This window comes from Microbacterium sp. NPDC079356 (assembly GCF_049545465.1).
Lineage (GTDB): Bacteria > Actinomycetota > Actinomycetes > Actinomycetales > Microbacteriaceae > Microbacterium > Microbacterium gawkjiense.
In genome coordinates, this window is record NZ_JBMWDN010000001.1 from 608202 (window position 1) to 626156 (window position 17955).

At 70.1% G+C, this 17955-nt stretch carries 18 protein-coding genes; 5 read left to right on the forward strand and 13 right to left on the reverse strand.

From position 1 onward, the window contains the following. Nucleotides 1–73: 73 nt before the first annotated feature. The 3 genes from rpsD to ACPEH0_RS03105 form a co-directional block, all read right to left on the reverse strand. A complete protein-coding gene (gene rpsD / locus ACPEH0_RS03095; RefSeq protein ID WP_082886095.1) occupies nt 74–703 on the reverse strand; it encodes a 30S ribosomal protein S4 in 630 nt (209 codons plus the stop codon). 166 nt (nt 704–869) lie between these two features. Then, nucleotides 870–1772 (reverse strand): tetratricopeptide repeat protein, encoded by a 903-nt coding sequence (locus ACPEH0_RS03100; RefSeq protein WP_366213041.1) that lies wholly within the window; start codon nt 1770–1772, stop codon nt 870–872. Further along, nucleotides 1765–3084 (reverse strand): replication-associated recombination protein A, encoded by a 1320-nt coding sequence (locus ACPEH0_RS03105; RefSeq protein WP_366213040.1) that lies wholly within the window; start codon nt 3082–3084, stop codon nt 1765–1767. The genes ACPEH0_RS03100 and ACPEH0_RS03105 overlap by 8 nt, the downstream gene beginning before the upstream one ends. 129 nt (nt 3085–3213) lie before the next feature. Between ACPEH0_RS03105 and ACPEH0_RS03110 the strand changes: the two genes are divergently transcribed. From ACPEH0_RS03110 to ACPEH0_RS03120, 3 genes are all read left to right on the forward strand, one after another. Then, on the forward strand, nt 3214–3540 hold the full coding sequence (locus ACPEH0_RS03110; protein ID WP_217531642.1) for a dioxygenase: 327 nt from the start codon (nt 3214–3216) through the stop codon (nt 3538–3540). A 58-nt stretch (nt 3541–3598) separates the two neighbouring features. Beyond that, nucleotides 3599–4861: a DUF349 domain-containing protein gene (locus ACPEH0_RS03115; protein ID WP_423719406.1), complete on the forward strand. Its 1263-nt coding sequence runs from the start codon at nt 3599–3601 to the stop codon at nt 4859–4861. A 75-nt stretch (nt 4862–4936) separates the two neighbouring features. Further along, on the forward strand, nt 4937–5506 hold the full coding sequence (locus ACPEH0_RS03120) for a type IV toxin-antitoxin system AbiEi family antitoxin (RefSeq protein ID WP_366213039.1): 570 nt from the start codon (nt 4937–4939) through the stop codon (nt 5504–5506). Here the strand turns inward: ACPEH0_RS03120 and ACPEH0_RS03125 are convergent. The 10 genes from ACPEH0_RS03125 to pdxS all read right to left on the reverse strand — a co-directional run bounded on the left by ACPEH0_RS03125 (nt 5485) and on the right by pdxS (nt 15705). Continuing rightward, nucleotides 5485–7752 carry a RelA/SpoT family protein gene (locus ACPEH0_RS03125; RefSeq protein WP_359918755.1) on the reverse strand — a complete coding sequence of 756 codons (2268 nt, stop codon included), beginning with the start codon at nt 7750–7752 and terminating at the stop codon, nt 5485–5487. The genes ACPEH0_RS03120 and ACPEH0_RS03125 overlap by 22 nt on opposite strands. A 69-nt stretch (nt 7753–7821) precedes the next feature. Beyond that, on the reverse strand, nt 7822–8811 hold the full coding sequence (secF, locus tag ACPEH0_RS03130) for a protein translocase subunit SecF (RefSeq protein ID WP_217531645.1): 990 nt from the start codon (nt 8809–8811) through the stop codon (nt 7822–7824). Further along, the gene (gene secD, locus ACPEH0_RS03135; RefSeq protein WP_366213038.1) at nt 8811–10526 is read right to left on the reverse strand and encodes a protein translocase subunit SecD; all 1716 of its coding nucleotides are present in this window, start codon (nt 10524–10526) and stop codon (nt 8811–8813) included. The genes secF and secD overlap by 1 nt, the downstream gene beginning before the upstream one ends. Before the next feature lie 38 nt (nt 10527–10564). Further along, complete coding sequence (locus tag ACPEH0_RS03140; protein WP_311283723.1) at nt 10565–11014, reverse strand: preprotein translocase subunit YajC; 450 nt, start codon at nt 11012–11014, stop codon at nt 10565–10567. A 76-nt stretch (nt 11015–11090) separates the two neighbouring features. Then, nucleotides 11091–12122 (reverse strand): Holliday junction branch migration DNA helicase RuvB, encoded by a 1032-nt coding sequence (gene ruvB, locus ACPEH0_RS03145; RefSeq protein WP_253034626.1) that lies wholly within the window; start codon nt 12120–12122, stop codon nt 11091–11093. Beyond that, complete coding sequence (ruvA, locus tag ACPEH0_RS03150; protein ID WP_217531649.1) at nt 12115–12726, reverse strand: Holliday junction branch migration protein RuvA; 612 nt, start codon at nt 12724–12726, stop codon at nt 12115–12117. The genes ruvB and ruvA overlap by 8 nt, the downstream gene beginning before the upstream one ends. Nucleotides 12727–12787: 61 nt before the next feature. Beyond that, the gene (gene ruvC, locus ACPEH0_RS03155; RefSeq protein ID WP_366213037.1) at nt 12788–13351 is read right to left on the reverse strand and encodes a crossover junction endodeoxyribonuclease RuvC; all 564 of its coding nucleotides are present in this window, start codon (nt 13349–13351) and stop codon (nt 12788–12790) included. Between the two features lie 53 nt (nt 13352–13404). Then, nucleotides 13405–14169, reverse strand: coding sequence for a YebC/PmpR family DNA-binding transcriptional regulator (locus tag ACPEH0_RS03160; protein WP_217531651.1), 765 nt, complete (start codon nt 14167–14169; stop codon nt 13405–13407). Nucleotides 14170–14227: 58 nt separating this feature from the next. After that, on the reverse strand, nt 14228–14821 hold the full coding sequence (gene pdxT, locus ACPEH0_RS03165) for a pyridoxal 5'-phosphate synthase glutaminase subunit PdxT (RefSeq protein ID WP_366213036.1): 594 nt from the start codon (nt 14819–14821) through the stop codon (nt 14228–14230). Further along, complete coding sequence (pdxS, locus tag ACPEH0_RS03170) at nt 14815–15705, reverse strand: pyridoxal 5'-phosphate synthase lyase subunit PdxS (RefSeq protein WP_366213035.1); 891 nt, start codon at nt 15703–15705, stop codon at nt 14815–14817. The genes pdxT and pdxS overlap by 7 nt, the downstream gene beginning before the upstream one ends. A 39-nt stretch (nt 15706–15744) precedes the next feature. On the opposite strand from pdxS, the gene ACPEH0_RS03175 reads away from it, so the two are divergent. Both ACPEH0_RS03175 and pdxY read left to right on the forward strand, forming a co-directional pair. Beyond that, on the forward strand, nt 15745–17097 hold the full coding sequence (locus ACPEH0_RS03175) for an aminotransferase class I/II-fold pyridoxal phosphate-dependent enzyme (RefSeq protein ID WP_366213033.1): 1353 nt from the start codon (nt 15745–15747) through the stop codon (nt 17095–17097). Continuing rightward, nucleotides 17094–17945, forward strand: a complete 852-nt coding sequence (pdxY, locus tag ACPEH0_RS03180; RefSeq protein WP_217531657.1) for a pyridoxal kinase PdxY — start codon at nt 17094–17096, stop codon at nt 17943–17945. Before ACPEH0_RS03175 ends, pdxY begins: the two co-directional genes overlap by 4 nt. Nucleotides 17946–17955 lie beyond the last annotated feature (10 nt).

Sequence of the window (17955 nt, forward strand, 5' to 3'; positions counted from 1 at the left end):
GATCCATGTTAGGTGCAAAGCAGAAGGGGCGCCGGGTGAACCCGACGCCCCTTCTGGCGGTGATGAGCTTCGCTCAGCGCGCGGCGTAGTACTCGACGACGAGCTGGACTTCACAGGTCACGGGGACCTCGGCGCGCTTCGGGCGACGCTCGAGACGTGCCTGGAGCTTGTCGAGCTCGACCGAGAGGTAGCCGGGAACCGGAGGCAGGACCTCGGCGTGACCGCCGGCTGCTGCGACCTGGAACGGCTCGAGAGCCTCGCTCTTGGGCTTGACGTGGATCGTCTGGCCCGGCTTCACGCGGAAGGACGGGCGGTCGACGAGCTGGCCGTCGACGAGGATGTGACGGTGCACGACGAGCTGGCGAGCCTGTGCGGTGGTGCGGGCGAAGCCGGCACGCAGCACGAGCGAGTCGAGACGCATCTCGAGGAGCTCGACGAGGTTCTCACCGGTCAGCCCTTCGGTGCGGCGGGCCTCGTTGAACGTGTTGCGCATCTGCTTCTCGCGGATGCCGTACTGCTCGCGCAGACGCTGCTTCTCGCGGAGACGGACGGCGTAGTCGCTGTCCTGCTTGCGCTTGGTGCGGCCGTGCTCACCGGGAGCGTAGGGACGCTTCTCGAGGTAGCGGGCGGCCTTGGGGGTCAGTGCGACGCCGAGGGCGCGCGAGAGGCGCACCTTGCGGCGGTCCTGGGACTTCGTTGCCACGAAATCTTCCTTCCATGACGTGGCCATGTCTTTCACGGCTCACGGGCGTATCGCCGTCTCTCGCCCTTCCGGACTGCACGCCGGGGCACGCCGAAAGGTGGGAAAGAGAGAAGAGGATGCCCGAAAACACGGTTTCGAGCCGGTCAAGTCTAACAGACGGGCGGCTTCATCCCCGGCCGCGTGCCAGATCGAGGGCTCCGGGCGGATAGAACGGCACGGACTCCTCCGACACGTCCTCGAGGCGGTACCAGCCGACGGTCGTGTCGCCGTCGAGTACGGGCAGGCGGTCGCCCCGCGGGTGGGCCTCCAGCTCGGGGCTCCGGATCGCGAAGACGTAGGCGATCTCGTGCCCCGGCCGGCCCTCGTTGTCGAAGATGTTCTCAACCACCCCGACGAGTCGGGTCTCGGTGACGGTCACCCCCAGCTCCTCGGCGATCTCGCGTCGGACGGCCGCCTCCGCGGTCTCGCCCGGCTGCACTCCTCCGCCGGGAGCGCGAAGGAACGCGGGACGGGCCGGCGTCGCGGCGTACTCCTCGGCGAGGACGTGGCCGTCGCGGATCAGCACTGCGACGGCGATGACCCGGATGCGGGGGCGTGTGCGGACGTCCGCCGCATAGGCGCGCAGCGCACGACCGTAGAGGGGAACCTCGTCCGCGAGAGCGCCGAGCGCGGTCCGCAGGGCACGCGCGGGCTTGTCGTCGTCGTAGAGCGCGAGGGCCTCGAATCCTGCCGCCGCCGCGGACAGCGGGTCGGCGGGATCGATCCCCTTGAGGGCCGCCATCGCCCCGGAGGCATCGCCGACGTTCCGGAGCGAACTCGCGAGCTGGATGATCGCCTGACTGCGGAAGGGCGGGCGGAGTCCCGCATCCAGCGCGCGCCGGTACAGCGGGATGGCGGCCGCCTCCTCCCCGAGGAAGTCCTCGACCGATGCCCGCTCGAACAGGCACCGCGCGTCGTCCTCCGGGCGCCCGGCGAGGGCGTCCGCCATCGCCGATCGCAGCGCTTCCGGCTTCCCGTCGTCCGCACCCTCCCAGACCGACTCGATGCGGCGCTCCCAGGGGTCACTCACCGAGGATCTTCCGGATCTTCTCCAGGCGGGCGGAGATGTCGCGCTCGACGCCGCGCGAGGTCGGCTCGTAATAGCGTCGGCCGCGCAGCTCGTCAGGGAGGTACTGCTGGGTCGCGACGCCCACGTCGAGGTCGTGCGGGTAGACGTAGCCTTTGCCGTGACCGAGGCGTTTGGCTCCCGCGTAGTGCGCGTCGCGCAGGTGCACCGGCACCCGCCCGAAGCCGCCCGCGCGGACGTCCGCGATCGCGGCGTTGATGGCGTTGTACGCCGCGTTCGACTTGGCCGTCGTCGCCAGGTACGCCGTCGCCTCCGCGAGAGGGATGCGGCCCTCCGGCATCCCGATGAAGGCCACGGCGTCGGCGGCCGCGACCGCGATCTGCAGCGCCTGCGGATCGGCGAGGCCGATGTCCTCGGCGGCCGAGATCACGAGCCGTCGCGCGATGAAACGCGGGTCCTCCCCGGCTTCGATCATGCGGGCGAGGTAGTGCATGGCGGCATCCGGATCCGAACCGCGGATCGACTTGATGAACGCGCTGATGACGTCGTAGTGCTCGTCGCCCTGCCGGTCGTAGCGCAGGAGAGCGCGGTCGACGGCCTGGGCGACGTGTTCGGCGGTGATGACCGGGGTGTCCTCCCCGGGCTCCGCCATGGCCGCGGCGGCCTCCAGCGAGGTGAGGGCGCGGCGTGCGTCGCCCGAGGCGAGGTGGACGAGCGCGGCACGTGCGTCGTCCGAGAGCTCGACGGTCCCGGCGAGTCCGCGAGCGTCGGTCACGGCGCGGTCGATCAGCATGCCGAGGTCGGCGTCCGTCAGCGGCTGCAGGGTGAGCAGGAGCGAGCGCGACAGGAGCGGCGAGATCACCGAGAACGAGGGGTTCTCGGTGGTCGCGGCGATGAGGATGACCCATCCGTTCTCGACGCCGGGCAGCAGGGCGTCCTGCTGCGCCTTGGTGAACCGGTGGATCTCGTCGAGGAACAGGATGGTCGACGTCCCGTACAGGTCGCGCTGGGTCATCGCCTCCTGCATGACCTCGCGCACGTCCTTCACGCCCGCGGTCACCGCGGACAGTTCGACGAACCGACGGCCCGACGTCCGCGCGATGGCCTGGGCGAGCGTCGTCTTGCCCGTGCCGGGCGGGCCCCAGAGGATCACCGACACGGCTCCGGTCGTCGCGCGGCCGGGGTCGGCGAGAGCCACGAGCGGGGAGCCGGGGCGCAACAAGTGCGTCTGCCCTGCGACCTCGTCGAGCGATGCGGGCCGCATCCTCACGGCCAGCGGCGTCGCACCACGGAAAAGCGCGTCACTCTGGGCCATCCCCCCAGGCTAACCGCCCCCACCGACATCGTGCCGAGGCTGCGGGGCTCCGGTTTGGAACGGATGCCGGGGACTGAATACTCTGCAGATGGCCGCGCGGGCGTGCGCGGCGCCGACGAGAGGATCACCGTGGCAGCGGGCAGGGGCAAGGGGCGCGACAGTGCGCAGGAGCGCGAGCGTGCCCGACTGTATGAGGCGCGGCGCCGGTTCCACGCCTCCGTCATCCAGCGCAGGCGCCGGGACAACCTGATCGCGGGCGTCGCCGGCGGCCTCCTGATCGCCGCCTTGCTGGGTGCGCAGGTCGCCTATTACACGCTCGGGCCGGGCATGCCGGAGCCGGAGCCGACACCGACCGCGCCCGCCTCCCCCAGCGGGACACCCACCCCGGGACCGAGCGGGTCGCCGACGCCGTCCGCCTCACCGTCGGGCTCGCCGACCCCCTCTCCGACCCCGTGACCGCCGTACTAGGCTGAGTCACTAATCCGACCCCCATGCGGCGCATGCCGCCGACGAGGTGACCCCCGTGAGTTCCGCCACCCCTGAATCCGCCGAGACCCAGCCGTGGGGCCGCGTCGACGACGACGGCACCGTTTCCGTCCGTGAGGGCGACCAGTGGCGTGTCGTCGGGCAGTACCCCGACGGCACCCCCGAAGAGGCACTGGCCTACTTCGAGCGCAAGTTCGCCGACCTCGCGTCCGAGGTGACGCTCCTCGAAGTGCGACACCGTCGCGGCGGCGCCTCCGCATCCGACCTCCGTTCCACGGCACGCACCATCCGGGAGCGCCTGGACGGTGCCGCCGCCGTCGGCGACCTGGCCGCGCTCGAAGCCCGCGTGACGGCACTCGAAGGCGCCCTCTCCGAGGCGAGCGCCGAGGAGGCCCAGGCGCAGCGTGCCGCAGTGGATGCCGCGGTGACCGAGCGCGAGTCGATCGTCGCCGAGATCGAGGCGATCGCCGCGAAGGACCCGCGGTCCATCCAGTGGAAGCAGACGACCGCGGACGTGGCCGCCCTGTTCGCCCGCTGGCAGGAGCACCAGAGCAGCGGCCCGCGCCTGCCGAAGGCCGTCGGTCAGCAGCTCTGGAAGCGGTTCCGCGACGCGCGCGCGGTGATCGACAAGAACCGCCGCGAGTTCTACTCGAGCCTCGACGAGCAGCACAAGGCCGCCCGCGACGCGAAGACCCGACTGGTCGAGCGCGCCGAGGCCCTCGCGCCGCAGGGTGAGGACGGCATCGCCGCCTACCGCACGCTGCTCGACCAGTGGAAGTCCGCCGGTCGCGCGGGCAAGAAGGCGGACGACGCACTGTGGGCCCGTTTCAAGGCCGCCGGCGACGTGCTCTACGGTGCGCGCATCGAACGCGAGAACGGCGACGTCGAGGCGTCCAAGGAGAAGATCGAGGCCAAGCGCGCACTCCTCGACGAGGCCGCCGGCGTCGCGAAGGAGAAGGACAACGGCAAGGCGCGCGCTCTCCTCACCAACATCCAGCGCCAGTGGGATGAGATCGGTCGGGTCTTCCCGCGCGACACGGAGCGCGGCCTGGACGACCAGCTCCGCAAGGTCGAGACCGCGCTGAAGGCGCGCGAGGACGAGGATTGGAAGCGCAACAACCCCGAGACGAAGGCGCGTCAGAACGACATGACGAGCCAGCTCCAGGATGCGATATCCAAGCTCGAGGACGAGCTCGCCGCCGCCGAGGCCTCGAAGGACAAGGCCGCGATCGCCAAGGCGAAGGACGCGCTCGAAGCCCGCAAGGGCTGGCTGCGCGCCCTCGGCGGCTGACCGCCTCCGACACAGCACCGTCGCCGCGGCGGGATTCTCCACAGAGTCCCGCCGCGGCGTCGTCGTCTCGGCGCGGTGGCGCAGACTGCCCTCATGTGGCCGTTCCTCTACTTCGCCGATGACCGCCTGTCGACCGCCGAGTTGACCGCAGCCCGGCTGGATGGAGACCTCGTCGAGATCGGCGAGGCGTTCATGCCCGCCGATGCCGTCGAGACGCGCGAACTGCGTGCGGCCTCGTTCCGCGGGGTCGCCGGGGTCCACCGGGCCGTCACGCACGCGAGCGCGGCGTGGGTGCACGGGGCGATCCCCGAACCGCCCCTCATCCAGACCCTGCAGCGCGCCGGCCGGACGCGGGCTGCCGTCCCCCTCGACACCCGCATCCGCTTCCGCGACGTGGCCCTGCCCGCCTCCGACGTCGAGACCATCAGCGGCGTGGCTGTGACGACGCCGGTGCGAACGCTCGTCGACCTCGTCCGGGACGCCGTCGTCGGCGCCGGTCCGCCACGGCTGGTCGACGACGTGCTGGCGTGGCGCCCGGAGCTCCTCGCGGATGCGCTGAGCTGGGTCGAGACCTCCGGACCTGTCCACCACAAACGGGCGGCCGCCACCGAGCTCCGGAGGCGTCAGGACGAGGTGACCCGGTAGACGTCGTACACGGCGTCGATCCGGCGGACGGCGTTCAGCACGCGGTCGAGGTGCACCGTGTCGCCCATCTCGAAAACGTAGCGGCTGAGGGCGAGGCGGTCGTTGGTCGTCTGAACGGATGCCGAGAGGATGTTCACGTGGTGCTCGCTGAGCACCCGCGTGATGTCGCTCAGCAGGCCCGACCGGTCGAGCGCCTCGACCTGGATGTGAACGAGGAACACGCTCTTCGACGTCGGCGCCCACGACACCTCGATCATCCGATCGGGCTGGTCGCGCAACGCCGCCGCGTTCGTGCAGTCCGCGCGATGGACCGAGACCCCGCTGCCGCGCGTGACGAACCCGACGATCTCGTCGCCCGGCACCGGCGTGCAGCACTTGGCGAGCTTCACGAGGATGTCGGGAGCACCCCGCACCAGCACGCCGGAGTCGCCGCCGCGCGGCGCCTTAGACCGACCGACGGCGGGCAGGTCGATCGGACCGGTGGAGGTGTCCTCCTCCTCCGAGCGCACGAGCGCGGTGACCTTCTCGATTACGGACTGGGTCGAGACGTGTCCTTCGCCGACTGCGGCGTAGAGGGCGGTGACGTCCTCGTAGCGCAACTGGTGAGCCACCGCGGTGAACGAGTCCTGGCTCATCAGACGCTGCATCGGCAGGTTCTGGCGGCGCATCGCACGGGCGATCGCGTCCTTGCCCTGCTCGACCGCCTCGTCGCGGCGCTCCTTCGTGAACCAGCCGCGGATCTTGTTGCGCGCCCGGGTGCTCTTGACGAACGCCAGCCAGTCCTGGCTCGGCCCGGCATCCGGGTTCTTCGAGGTGAACACCTCGACGACGTCACCCGAGTGGAGTTCGGACTCGAGCGGCACGAGGCGGCCGTTGACCTTCGCGCCCATCGTGCGGTGGCCAATCTCGGTGTGGACGGCGTACGCGAAGTCGACGGGGGTCGCCCCGGCCGGAAGACCGATGACTCGTCCCTTCGGCGTGAAGACGTAGACCTCCTTCGCACCGATCTCGAACCGGAGCGAGTCGAGGAACTCCCCCGGATCGGCGGTCTCGGCCTGCCAGTCCGAGATGTGCGCCAGCCAGGCCATGTCCTGGTCGATGGCCTTGGAGTCGGCCTTGCCGCCGGCGATCTGCTCCTTGTACTTCCAGTGCGCCGCCACACCGTACTCGGCCTGCTGGTGCATCTCGTGGGTGCGGATCTGGATCTCGACCGTGCGCCCGCCGGGACCGATCACGGTCGTGTGGAGGGACTGGTAGAGGTTGAACTTCGGCGTGGCGATGTAGTCCTTGAACCGCCCGGGGATCGGGGTCCACCGCGCGTGGATCGCGCCGAGCACGGCGTAGCAGTCGCGGACCGTGTTCACCATGATCCGGATGCCGATGAGGTCGTAGATGTCGTCGAACTCGCGACCGCGGACCACCATCTTCTGGTACACGGAGTAGAGCTGCTTCGGCCGACCCATGACACGACCGCGGATACGGAGATCGCGTAGGTCCGTCTCCACGGCGTCGATGACCGTGTGCACGTACTGCTCGCGCTGCGGGGTGCGCTGCTTGACCAGCGAGTCGATCTCGGCGTAGAGCTTCGGGTGCAGGACGGCGAACGAGAGGTCCTCGAGTTCGCTCTTCGCGGTCTGGATGCCGAGGCGGTGCGCCAGCGGCGCGTAGATCTCGAGGGTCTCGCGGGCCTTCTTGGCGGCCTTCTCGGGCGGAACGAAGCCCCACGTGCGCGCGTTGTGGAGGCGATCGGCGAGCTTGATGAGGAGCACGCGGATGTCCTTCGACATCGCGACGATCATCTTCCGCACGGTCTCGGCCTGTGCCGCATCGCCGTACTTGACCTTGTCGAGCTTCGTGACGCCGTCCACGAGCATCGCGACCTCGTCGCCGAAGTCCGCCGTCAACTGGTCGAGCGAGTAGTCGGTGTCCTCGACCGTGTCGTGCAGGAGGGCCGCCGCGATGGCGCGGGGGCCGAGGCCCAGCTCGGCGAGGATCTGCGCGACGGCGAGGGGGTGCGTGATGTACGGCTCGCCGCTCTGACGCTTCTGCGACGCGTGCGCCTTCGCGGCGGTGCGGTAGGCCCGCTCCACGATCGCGATGTCGCCCTTGGGGTGGTGCATGCGCACCGTGCGCATGAGCTCCTCGAGCGCGTCCCGCGAGGGGGCGCGGGAGAAGATGCGCGGCACGAGTCGGCGCAGCGACTGGCCCCCGTTCGCGGTTCCTGTCGGGGTGACCGCCTCAGCCATGCGATCGCCTCCCGTCTGTCCGCACGCGCGTGGAACTGGAGGACAATCCTACGCCCGCGCGCATCCGGCTCAGACCGCGGCGACGGCGGCCGAACGGGCCTCGATGACGCGCTGATCCCGCGCCTTGAGGTCGGACTCGTTCTCGCGCAGCAGCGAGTACAGCGGGGCCGCGACGAACAGCGTCGAATAGGCCGCGACGATCGTTCCGACGAAGATCGAGAGCGAGATGTCGGTGAGCGTCTGCGCACCGAGCCACAGGGCGCCGATGAAGAGGATCGCTCCCGTCGGCAGCACGGCCACGACGGTCGTGTTGATCGAGCGGACGAGCGTCTGGTTCACCGCGAGGTTGACCGACTCGCCGAACGTCCTCCCGGACTTCTCCCCGTCTTCGAACGTGTTCTCGCGGATCTTGTCGAACACGACCGTCGTGTCATACAGCGAGTACGACAGGATCGTGAGGAAGCCGATGACGGCCGCCGGGGAGATCTCGAACCCGAATAGCGCGTACACCCCGACCGTCACGACGAGCACGTCGACGAGACCGATCATCGCCGCGACGGACATCTTCCACGTGCGGAAGTACAGCGCCAGGATCAGGAACGTCAGCACGAGGAAGATCGCCAAACCCCACAACGACTGCCGGGTGACGCTCTCACCCCAGCTCGGACCGATGAAGGACGAGCTCACGCTGTCATCCGGAACGTTGAACGCCTCGACGAGGGCGGAGGTCACTTGGCGCGTTTCCAGCTCACCCAGCTGGTCGGTCTGGATGCGCAGGCTGTCGTCGCCGACCGTCGTGACGCGGGTCGCGGCATCCGGGACCACTGACTGCACCGCATCGGTCGCGCGCAGCTGATCCGGAGAGGCGACGTCGTTGACGGTGAACTGCGAGCCGCCCGTGAACTCGATCGAGAACTGGATGGGGCGGAAGACCGGCACCAGCGCCGAACCGATCACGAGGATCGCCGCGATGAGGAACCAGAGGCGCCGACGGCCGACGAACGGGAAGGAGACCTTCCCCGTGTACAGGTCGTTACCGAAATCGTTCATGGAGCGCATCAGTCGTCCCCCTCCCCTGCGGAGCGGGTATCGCCGCTCTGCTGCGCGAGCTTGCGCTCGGCGATCGTCTGGCGGCGGACCGCCTCACTGCGGGACCTCGACGACCGCTTGTCGGATTGCGACTTTCCGCCCGCGGCCACCGGGGCGCGGAACTGCGCACGGCCGCGATACACCGCGCCGAGCGCGGTCGGGTCGAGCCCGGACAGCGGGTGTCCGCCCCCGAAGAACGACGTGCGCGCGAGCAGCTGCAGCACCGGGTGGGTGAAGAGCACGAAGATGAGCACGTCGATGACGGTCGTGAGACCCAGCGTGAAGGCGAAGCCCTTCACGGTCGCGTCGGCGAGGATGTAAAGCACCACGGCGGCGAGGATGTTGATCGACTTCGAGATGTAGATCGTCCGCTTGGCGCGTGCCCAGCCGTCCTCCACCGCACTCGTGATCGACTTGCCGTCACGGAGCTCGTCTCGGATGCGCTCGAAGTAGACGATGAACGAGTCGGCGGTGAAGCCGATCGTCACGATGAGGCCCGCGACACCGGCCAGCGACAGGCGGAAGCCCATGCGCCAGGCGAGGATGCAGAGCGTGATGTAGGTCAGGATGCCCATCACGGCGAGCGAGGCGATGATGACCGACCCGAGCGCGCGGTAGACCACGAGCGAGTAGACCGCGACGAGGGCGAGACCGATGAGCCCCGCGACGAGGCCGATCAGCAGCTGCTGGGAACCGAGCGTCGCCGAGATCGCGTTGCTGCTCTGCACCTCGAAGCTCAGCGGCAGGGCACCGTATTTGAGCTGGTCGGCGAGGGTCTTCGAGGTCTCCTGGTCGAAGTTGCCGGTGATCTGCGGCTTGCCGTCGGTGATGACCGCGTTCATCGACGGGGCCGAGATGACCTCGCCGTCGAGCACGAAGGCGAACTGGTTCTGCGGCGGCTGCAGGTTGAACAGACGCTGGCTGATCTCGCCGAAGGTCTCCGTCCCGGCGCTGTCGAAGACGATGTTGACGGCCCACTGACCGTTCTGCGAGTTGAGACCGTTCGACGCGTCCGAGATGGCCGAACCGTCGAGTTCGACCGGTCCGAGCAGGTACTTCGCCGACCCGTCGGCGTCGCACGTGATGAGCGGCTGGTCGGCGGGCTCCTGTGCGGCGTCGTTCGCGGGGTTCGCGCAGTCGTAGGCGAGGAACTCGGCCTGGACCTCCTCCGTCGCCCACGACAAGTCGCTGCCGTTGGTCGGCGACGGGGTGGGCGTCGCGTTCAGCGAGGGGCCCGGGGTCGGGTAGGGCGTCTCCTTGCCGTCCTCGCCGATGAAGGTGTTCGTCGGAGCGGCGGTGTAGAGCACCGCGCGCAGCTGCATCTGCGCCGAACGGCCGATGCGGTCGCGGGTCTCCTCGTCGGCGATGCCCGGGAGCTGGACGACGATCTGGTTGCCCGCCTGCGTGGTGATGTCGGTCTCACCGACACCCGAGGCATCCACGCGCTGGCGGATGATCGAGACCGCCTGCTGCATCTGGTCGGCGGTGGGCTGCGCCCCCTCCTCCGTCTGCGCCTGCAGGATGATCTGCGTGCCGCCCTGCAGGTCGAGGGCGAGCTCGGGAACCCACGAGCTCCGCTCGAACAGGTAGACGCCCGCGGCGTTCACGCCGAAGAGGACGGCCGTCAGGGCCAGGAGTCCGATCAGTGCGCGCCACGCGCGCCGGACGGGGGTGGATGAAGCCACGGAGGGAACTTTCGTGAGGGGCCGCCGGAGCGGTGAGGTCAGGCCTTGGGCTTGTCGTCCGCGTCGGGGGTGCCGTCGACCGGGCGCGGGTCGACGTCGGCCTCGTCGCGGGAGACGATCACGTCGTCACCGGGGACCTGCTCGGTCTCATCGACGACGGGCTCCTCCTCCTCGACGGCGCGCAGGATCGCCTGGCTGTGGACCTCGACGACCATGCCCGGGGCGAGCTCGACGTGGGCAGGCTTCGAGAGGTCGGTCGGGTCGTACTCGACGATCGTCCCGTAGAGGCCGCCCTGGAGCAGCACCTTCACGCCGGGCACCATCTGCAGGGCCTTCTTCTCCTGCTCCTCCTTCATCCGCTTCGTGCGACGACGCGAGCTGATGAACATGAAGACGAGCAGACCCGCCAGCAGGATGAGCAGGCCGTAGTCCGTGAAGAAGTTGCCTCCGGTGGCCTGCGTGGTGTTCTGCTGGGAGAGAAGCAACATGAACGGGTGTCCGCCTTTCGGGTGGGCACGCCGCAGCGATGCGGCGAAGAGGGTGGGAGGCCGGAGCCTTCAGCGATTATAGGTCATCGAGGGTCAGCGCCCCGTCGTGGCGGGGGATGCCCAGGTGCGCGTACGCCTCGGGGGTCGCGACGCGCCCGCGGGGGGTGCGCCCCATGAAGCCGATGCGCACGAGGTAGGGCTCGACGACCGACTCGATGGTGTCGGCCTCCTCCCCCACCGTCACCGCAAGGGTGTTGAGCCCCACGGGGCCGCCGCGGAAGCGGCGTACGAGGGCGTCGAGCACCGCGCGGTCGAGCCGGTCGAGTCCCAAATCGTCGACGTCGTACAGGTCGAGCGCGGCGGACACGTCCGCCGTCGTCGCCTGCGTCGAGGAGCCGCCGTGGACCACGACGTAGTCCCGCACCCGGCGCAGCAGCCGATTCGCGATGCGGGGTGTGCCGCGCGACCGACGTGCGATCTCGGCGCGGGATGCCGCCGGCAGGTCGACGTCGAGCATCACCGCCGAACGGGCGATGACCTGCTCGAGCTCGATCGGCTCGTAGTACTCGAGGTGGGCGGTGAAGCCGAACCGGTCGCGCAGCGGGTTCGGCAGCATTCCCGACCGCGTCGTCGCGCCGACGAGGGTGAAGGGAGCGAGATCGAGCGGGATGCTGGTGGCCCCGGCCCCCTTGCCGACCATGATGTCGACCCGGAAGTCCTCCATCGCGAGGTACAGCATCTCCTCGGCCGAGCGCGCCATCCGGTGGATCTCGTCGATGAAGAGGACCTCGCCGGGCACCAGGCTCGACAGCAGGGCGGCGAGATCTCCGGCGTGCTGGATCGCGGGTCCGCTCGACATCCGCAGAGGACGCTCGCTCTCGTGCGCGACGATCATCGCGAGGGTGGTCTTGCCGAGCCCCGGAGGGCCCGACAGCAGGATGTGGTCGGCCGGACGCTGCTGGATGCGGGCGGCATCCAACAGCAACTGCAGCTGCCCGCGCACCTTCATCTGACCGACGAACTCGGCGAGCGACCCCGGGCGCAGCGCGCCTTCGACGGCGAGTTCGCCCTCGTCCTCGGGAAGGCGCTGGTCGCGGGCCTCAGACACCGGTGCGCTCCGCACGTGCGGGACCGAGATGGGCGAGAGCGAGCTTGAGCAGCGCCGGCACGGTGGCTCCCGCGGGCGCCTCGGCCAGGACGTTCTCGGCGGTCTCCGTCGCGACGCGCTCGCTCCACCCCAGCGCGACGAGCGCCGCCGCCAGCTGCACGCCGAGACCCTGCGCGGCGGGGACGCCGGGCGTCGCGCGGGCCGGCGCGGTGAGCTTGCCGGCGAGCTGCACGACGATCAGTTTGGCGGTCTTCGGGCCGATGCCCGAGACGCGGCGGAAGGGCGCGTCGTCCTCATCGGCGACCGCGGTCGCGATCTGATCGACTGTGAGGGCCGAGAGCACCCCGAGCGCGGACTTCGGTCCGACACCCGAGACACTGAGCAGATGGCCGAACACGTCGAGTTCGGACCGGTCCTCGAAGCCGAACAGCAGCATGGCATCCTCGCGGACGATCATCGAGGTGTGCACGAAGACCTCATCGCCGAGGTGGAGCTGCCGCGCGTGCTGCGCCGTGACGGCGACCGCGTAACCGACCCCGTGCACGTCGATGACGACCGAGTCGGGTTCGAGGTGCAGCACACGGCCGCGCAGCGAGGAGATCATGATCCGAGCCTAAGCGAGCCTTCGGACCTATGTTCGAGCGACACACCTGGGACGTGCGGTCTCAGCGTCGCGTCGCCTTCTCAGCGGCGGCCCACGCACGCTGGGCGGGGGTGAGCGCCGCGGCGGCGCCTCCAGCGGCCGGACCGCGACGCCACGCGTGGCAAAGCGCGAGGGCCAGCGCGTCGGCGGCGTCGGCGGGCTGAGGCAGCGCGTCGAGGCGCAGCACCCGCGCGACCATCGTCTGCACCTGCAGCTTCTCGGCGTTGCCGTACCCCGTGATGGCGGCCTTGACCTCGGAGGGCGTGTGCGTCGCGGCGGGCAGCCCGTGCTCGGCGGCGAGCAGCAGCGCGATGCCGCTGGCCTGCGCCGTCCCCATGACCGTGTTGCGGTTCTGCTGGGCGAAGACCCGCTCGACGGCCACGACGTCAGGCCCGTGATCGGCGATCACCGCGCGGATGCCGGCCGCGATGCTCGCGAGCCGCTGCTCGATCGGCGCATCGGTCGCCGAACGGACGACACCGACGTGCACGAGCGTGGCCGATCTATCGGCGCGCACGTCGACGACCCCCACGCCGCAGCGGGTGAGTCCCGGATCGATGCCGAGGACGCGAAGAGCGGATGCCACTCCCCCACGCTAGGCGGGAGGTGCGGCATCCGCTCGTCGGCGCGCCTGCGGAGTCAGTCCTCGTCGTCGGTCTCGAGCTCGGCCTGGACCTCGGGCGTCAGGTCGAAGTTGGCGTAGACGTTCTGCACGTCGTCGCTGTCCTCGAGGGCGTCGATGAGGCGGAAGATCTTGCGCGCGGTGTCGGCGTCGATCTCGACCTTGAGGTTCGGGACGAACTCGACGTCGGCCGAGTCGTACTCGATGCCGGCGTCGGTGAGCGCGGTGCGCACCGAGACGAGATCGGATGCCTCGGTGACGACCTCGAAGCCCTCGGCCCGCGGCTCGATCTCCTCGGCACCGGCTTCGAGAGCCGCCATCATGAGGTCGTCCTCGGTCGTCCCCTCACCGGAGACGACGATGACGCCCTTGCGGGTGAAGTTGTACGCGACCGATCCCGGATCGGCGAGGGTGCCGCCGTTCCGGGTGAGGGCCGTGCGGACCTCCGCGGCGGCACGGTTCTTGTTGTCGGTCAGACACTCGACCATGAGCGCCACGCCGTTGGGTCCGTAGGCCTCGTACATGATCGAGGTGTACTCGACCGACTCGCCGCCGATGCCGGCGCCGCGCTTGATGGCGCGGTCGATGTTGTCCTTCGGGACCGAGGTCTTCTTCGCCTTCAGGACGGCGTCGAAGAGGGTCGGGTTGCCCTGCAGGTCCGCACCACCCAGCTTGGCGGCGACCTCGATGTTCTTGATGAGCTTCGCCCACGACTTCGCACGACGCGCGTCGATGACGGCCTTCTTGTGCTTCGTGGTGGCCCACTTGGAATGTCCGCTCACGGGACTCCTCTCGGAAAAAGCGCGGGGTCCAGTCTACGACCGTGCCGACATGAGGCCGCTACGCGTCGCGCACGCTCGCAAGGAACAACTCGTGGAAACGCGTCTCGGCATCGAGCTCCGGGTGGAAGGAGAGGCCGATGACCGCGCCCTGGCGCACCCCCACGACCCTGCCGTCGGGGAGGGCGGCGATCGCCTCGGCCGCCGGTCCGACCTCTTCGACGACGGGGGCGCGGATGAAGGTCGCGCGCACCGGCGGCTCGCCGACCGCCGGCACCGAGAGCTCGGTCTCGAAGGACTCGACCTGGCCACCGAACGCGTTCCGGCGCACCGTCACGTCCAGGCCGCCGAACGTCTGCTGCCCGGCGATCCCGTCCGCGAGGCGATCGGCGAGGAGGATGAGGCCGGCACAGGTGCCGTACACCGGCATCCCCTCCGCGATGGCGGAACGGATGGGCTCGTGCATCCCGAACGCGCGGGCGAGCTTGTCGATGACACTCGACTCGCCCCCCGGGAGCACGAGCCCCTGCACCTGCGCGAGCTCCTCCGGCCGGCGGACCGGGACGACGTCGGCGCCGAGCTCGGCGAGCACGCGCGTGTGTTCGCGGACGTCGCCCTGGAGGGCGAGGACGCCGACGCGGGGAGCGGTCACCATCCCCGCTCGGCGAGCCGGTGGGGTGCGGCGAGGTCGGAGACGTTGATGCCGACCATCGCCTCACCGAGCCCCCGCGAGACGTCGGCGATCACCTTCGCGTCGTCGTGGAACGTCGTCGCCTTGACGATCGCCGCGGCGCGTTCGGCGGGGTTGCCGCTCTTGAAGATGCCCGAGCCCACGAAGACGCCGTCGGCTCCGAGCTGCATCATCATGGCCGCGTCCGCGGGTGTCGCGACACCGCCGGCGACGAAGAGGACGACGGGCAGGGTGCCGGTCTCGGCGACCTCGGTGACGAGCTGGTAGGGCGCCTGCAGTTCCTTGGCCGCGACGTAGAGCTCGTCCTTCGGCAGCGCGGAGAGAGCGGCGATCTCACCACGGATCTTGCGGATGTGCTTCATCGCCTCGGACACGTCGCCGGTACCGGCCTCGCCCTTCGAGCGGATCATGGCCGCACCTTCGGTGATGCGTCGCAGGGCCTCGCCGAGGTTCGTCGCCCCGCAGACGAACGGCACCGTGAAGTCCCACTTGTCGATGTGGTTCACGTAGTCGGCGGGTGAGAGCACCTCGGACTCGTCGATGTAGTCGACACCGAGCTCCTGCAGCACCTGCGCCTCGACGAAGTGCCCGATGCGCGCCTTGGCCATCACGGGGATGGAGACCGACGCGATGATGTCGTCGATGAGGTCGGGGTCGCTCATGCGGGCGACCCCACCCTGGGCGCGGATGTCGGCGGGCACGCGTTCGAGCGCCATGACGGCGACGGCGCCGGCGTCCTCGGCGATCTTGGCCTGGTCGGCGGTGACGACGTCCATGATGACGCCGCCCTTGAGCATCTCGGCGAGGCCGCGCTTCACCCGCGCGGTTCCAGTCGTGTTCGTTGGCATAGGCCAAAAGTTAGCATGACACGGACATAGACTCGTCCCATGGCAGACGATGTCCTGACGATCGGCGGCGAGACCGCCGCCGAGATCGCGGACAGCATCCGTGCCCTCATCGACCGCGGCGACCTCACCCCCGGCGCCGCGCTCCCCTCCGTCCGCGCACTCGCCGACCTCGTCGGGGTGAACCGCAACACGGTCGTCGCCGCGTACCGCCTCCTCGCCGCCGCCGGAGCGGTCGAGACCGCCGGCCGCGCCGGTACCCGCGTCGCGCCGCGCTCCGACCCGGCGCAGGAGGGCTTCGCCGCCGACACCGTGCTGCGCGACATCGGGACGGGGAACCCGGACCCCGCGCTCATCCCGGACCCCTCGCATGCGCTGTCGAGCCTCGCGGGTCGGCCCGTCCTCTACGGCGAACCGACGATCGACCCCGACCTCGAAACGTGGGCGTCTCAGTGGATCGCGAAGGATCTGCCCGAACGCGCCGAGCTGCGTCTCACCATCACGGGCGGCGCGGTCGACGCGCTCGAGCGCCTCTTCGCCGACGCCCTCACCCGCGACGACGCCGTCGGGCTCGAGGATCCCTGCTTCCTCTCCGCCCTCCGCACGGTGCGGATCGGCGGTTACCGGCCGGTCCCGATCCCCGTCGACGATCAGGGGATGACGGTCGCCGGACTACGCGCCGCGCTCGACGCCGGCGTGCGCGCCATCGTGTGCACCCCGCGCGCGCAGAACCCCACCGGTGTGAGCCTGACGGCCGAGCGGGCGGCGCAGCTGCGCGCCGTGCTGGAGCAGCATCCGTATGTCCTCGTGATCGAGGACGACCACTTCTCGATGCTCTCGCGCGAGCCGTACCACTCGATCATCGGGCCCGGGCACCGACGGTGGGCCCTCATCCGCTCGGTGTCGAAATTCCTCGGGCCCGACATGTGCGTCGCGGTCACCGCGAGCGACACCGAGACCGCCGAGCGCCTGGCGCGCCGACTGAGCCCCGGGTCCACCTGGGTGAGCCACCTGCTGCAGCGTCTCGTGCTCGCGCTCGTCTCCGACGACGCCGTCCTGGCCGGGGTGGAGCGCGCCGCACGCCATTACCGCGCACGTAACGACCGCTTCGCCGGGGAGCTCACGCGACTCGGCCTGCCCACCGCGGCGGGCGACGGGCTGAGCGTGTGGGTGAGCGTCCCCGCTCCCGCCCGCGCCGTCGCCGAGCAGCTCATGCGTCGTGGGTGGCTCGCCCGTCCCGGCGACGAGTTCGTCCTCGCCGATCCCGCGGCGACCCACCGCCTGCGCCTGACCGTCCACGATCTGTCCGACACCGACCTCGCGCGCCTGGCCGCCGACGTCGCCGCCTCGGCGCGAGCCATCGCGCCCTCACCGGAAGCGAGTACCGCCCCGTGAAGATCCTCTCCATCCAGTCCGCCGTCGCGTACGGTCACGTCGGAAACTCCGCCGCGGTGTTCCCGCTGCAGCGCATCGGCGTCGAGGTGTACCCGGTGTACACCGTGAACTTCTCGAACCACACCGGGTACGGCGCGTGGCGCGGCCCGCTCATCAGCCCGCAGGACGTCGCCGACGTCATCACCGGCATCGAGGAGCGCGGCGCGTTCGGCGAGATCGACGCCGTCCTCTCGGGGTACCAGGGCGGCGAGGGCATCGGCGACGTCATCCTCGACGCGGTCGCCCGCGTGAAGGCCGCCAACCCGAGCGCGATCTACGCGTGCGACCCCGTCATGGGCAACGCGAAGAGCGGATGCTTCGTGGCCCCCGCCATCCCGGTCCTGCTGCGCGAGCGGGTCGTCCCGGCCGCCGACCTCATCACCCCGAACCAGTTCGAACTGGGGTTCCTCACCGGGACCGAGCCGTCGGACCTCGAGTCGACGCTCGCGTCGGTCGACGCCGCCCGGGCGATGGGCCCGTCGACGGTCCTCGTCACGAGCGTCGAGCGTCCCGACCGCCCCGAGGGGACGATCGAGATGCTCGCGGTCACGGACGACGGCGCGTGGATCGTCCGCACCCCCCACATCCCGATGAAGGCCAACGGCTCGGGTGATGTCACGGCAGCCCTGTTCACGGCGCACTTCCGCCGCACCGGCGACGCGGCGGACGCCCTCGCGCGGACGACCTCGAGCGTCTTCGACCTGCTGCAGCAGACGTACGACGCGGGTTCGCGCGAGCTCCGACTGATCGAGGCGCAGGAGGCCTACGCCCACCCGCGCATGCAGTTCGAGGTCACGCAGGTCCGCTGACGTGGCGGGG